4 protein-coding genes and 1 pseudogene are annotated in these 2,567 nt (G+C 36.2%); all 5 read right to left on the bottom strand.

Going from position 1 to position 2,567, the window contains the following annotated elements; all coding sequences use genetic code 11:
* Positions 1-4: 4 nt before the first annotated feature.
* Positions 5-475 (bottom strand): tetratricopeptide repeat protein, encoded by a 471-nt coding sequence (locus V7122_RS25490; protein WP_335530088.1) that lies wholly within the window; start codon positions 473-475, stop codon positions 5-7.
* A 258-nt stretch (positions 476-733) separates the two neighbouring features.
* A pseudogene (locus V7122_RS25485) lies at positions 734-940 on the bottom strand (VOC family protein); the annotation flags it as partial.
* Positions 941-1,066: 126 nt separating this feature from the next.
* On the bottom strand, positions 1,067-2,032 hold the full coding sequence (locus V7122_RS25480) for a quinone oxidoreductase family protein (RefSeq protein ID WP_335530085.1): 966 nt from the start codon (positions 2,030-2,032) through the stop codon (positions 1,067-1,069).
* A 79-nt stretch (positions 2,033-2,111) separates the two neighbouring features.
* Positions 2,112-2,309 carry a hypothetical protein gene (locus tag V7122_RS25475; protein ID WP_335490970.1) on the bottom strand — a complete coding sequence of 66 codons (198 nt, stop codon included), beginning with the start codon at positions 2,307-2,309 and terminating at the stop codon, positions 2,112-2,114.
* Positions 2,310-2,320: 11 nt separating this feature from the next.
* On the bottom strand, positions 2,321-2,567 hold a 247-nt coding region (locus V7122_RS25470; protein WP_335530082.1), incomplete at its 5' end, for a hypothetical protein.

Genomic DNA, 2,567 nt, shown 5'->3' with positions numbered 1-2,567 from the left:
ACTATTATAGAGATCCCTTTGCTTTTTTAGCTTTTTCTAACCAATAGTTAGCCTTCTCTATATCTTTAGCTACACCAATGCCAAGCTCATATTTCTTACCAACATTAAACATGCCACTTGAATCTCCACTTTTAGCCGCCTTCAAATTCCAGTCAAATGCTTTTGTTAAATCTTTTTCTACACCACCAATTCCATTTCCATAAAGATAAGCTAAGTTGACCATAGCTGATGTATTTCCATTATCAGCACTATTAACATACCATTTTAAACTTTCTACGGAATCAACCTCTACTCCTATTCCTTCTTGAAAATAGTACGCTAACATCCCTTGTGCTTCTGCATCTTCTTTTTGTGCCAACTCGTGTAACTCTTCCATTGAAAGTTTGCTATAATCCTTTTCAAAATCTAATAAAAGGTATAAACCAACTACGCAAATCAATGTTACAAAAATAAAGATAAGATTCCTGATTTTCATAAATACTCTACTCTCCTTCTATTCTTTTACTAAGCACCCCTTTATTGTACATATAATTCCAAATGTTTCAAACAATACCAATAATATTAAGATGAACCCAGACATTCTCTTTTAAAGTATTCTGCCCTTTAGCTTAAGTACATTTCTTCACAATCTTCTCTATTTTATCTAACTTATTCTACAATGTGGCCCAAACCAAAAAGAAAAAAGCACATTTCTTGCTGCAGAATTGCGCCTGATTGCAAAACAAGCATAAAATTATTTCGGAAGATTAAGTTGCCATGAAACACCGAACCGATCATTTAGCCAGCCAAACTTCGTACTAAAACCATAGTCACCTAACGGCATAAGTGCTTACCCATCTATAATGAGTTTCTTATAAAGATTGGTAAGCACCTTTTCAGTATCATAAGTAACAAAAATTGAGTATGAAGGAGTAAAGGAAAACTGATGTTTCACAGAAGAGAATGTCTGGCGTGCATGTGAGCATTTGATCATAGGTTTCCACACAAAAAGGATCAATAGATGATTTAGGCAATTCTTTCAAAACGGAAGAAAATTCCTTGTTGTTTGGTCTTCTGTCGCTGCCCCTTATGGAAGTAATAAGATTTTACCCGTACTTTTTCGGCTTTCTAGATATCGATGAGCTTCTTGTCCATCTCTTAACGCAAAAGTTGTCGGCTCCGATACTTTTACTTTTCCTTCTTCTATCCATCTAAACAGCTCTTTTGATCGTGTCACTCTTTCTTCCTTAGAAGTGAGAACATTCCAAAGATCTCCCCCCGTTAGAGTTTTTGAGGTATCCATCAACATACGGGGATCAACTGAAGCCGGATCTCCACCTGCCATCCCATAAAATACAACTGTACCACCGATGCGCGTAACAGCAAAACTGTCCATGAGTGTAGAGCCTATTGATTCATATACAACATCCACCCCTTTGCCGTTAGTTTCTTCCAGAACTTTCTGCTTCCAGTCATTCTTGTACTGGAGTACCAAATCCGCTCCAACTTTTTTTGCAACTTCAACTTTTTCCGTGGAAGATGTTAAGCCTATTACCTTACCACCAAGAAGCTTTACAATTTGAACAAGAAGCTGCCCGACACCTCCGGCTGCTGCGTGTACTAAGACAACATCATTACTTTTTACAGCATAACTGTCCCTTGTAAGATAATGTGCAGTTAGCCCTTGAAGGAGTATGGATGCAGCCTCCTTAAATGAAACTGATCCTGGCAGAGGTATCAATTTTTCATATGGAACAGCTACTAGCTCTGCATTGGCAAATGGAACATCAGCAAATGCAATATGGTCTCCTGAGCTTATGCCTTGCACTTCTGCTCCTACTTTTTCTACAATTCCGGCACCTTCATAACCTAAAATATATGGAGGCCCCCCGGCAAGATGATAATTTCCTTTCCTTCTATAAATGTCTGCAAAGTTTAGACCGATTGCTTTCATTCTTAAAAGAATTTCATCCGGACCGATGTCAGGATCCATTACTTCGCAATATTCCAGGACTTCCGGACCTCCAAATGTATTAAAAACAAGTGCTTTCATATATATACCTCATCTCTAGGGTTAATTAATAAATGCAATACTAACGTGGGACAATACAATTAAAGCTATATTGATATCACTATCCCGTTTCGTTTTTTTCTTTCAAAAGTTTTATTTCTAAATAGTGAGCCAGTTCAATTTTAAAATCACTTTCTTTTAATGAAACATTACTTGTATCAATTTCTATACGGTATCCAATTGCCAATCTTAATAAGTCTGTTACCAGAAAAAATAGAAAAGCAATAATAAATACAAGAAGAATGGAATGAAAAACCAATCTTGAAATCCTTACCTCCCCAGCCTTTGGGAAATTAAGCATATATCCCCAAAATAATCATAACCTGTTACATTTCTACTTTGTTCTGCTTTCCTCCCATAACTTTTTGTTATTTCTTCACTATTAAAATCATCATTTAATAAAAGTCCTTCAATGCTTTCCTTACTTAAATCTGTTGTTTTCGTAAATGTATGATGATAAAGGCGAGGAAGAATATGGCTAAAAGAAAATGCCGATAATAGAAGAACCATACCAATT

This window comes from Bacillus sp. JJ1532 (assembly GCF_036965085.1).
Classification (GTDB): Bacteria; Bacillota; Bacilli; order Bacillales; family Cytobacillaceae; genus Cytobacillus.
This window is presented reverse-complemented; position numbering and strand designations above follow the sequence as displayed.

Coding starts and splice junctions, on each gene's coding strand:
- V7122_RS25480 (WP_335530085.1), bottom strand. CDS start 2,032: ATGAAAGCACTTGTTTTTAATACATTTGGAGGTCCGGAAGTCCTGGAA.
- V7122_RS25490 (WP_335530088.1), bottom strand. CDS start 475: ATGAAAATCAGGAATCTTATCTTTATTTTTGTAACATTGATTTGCGTA.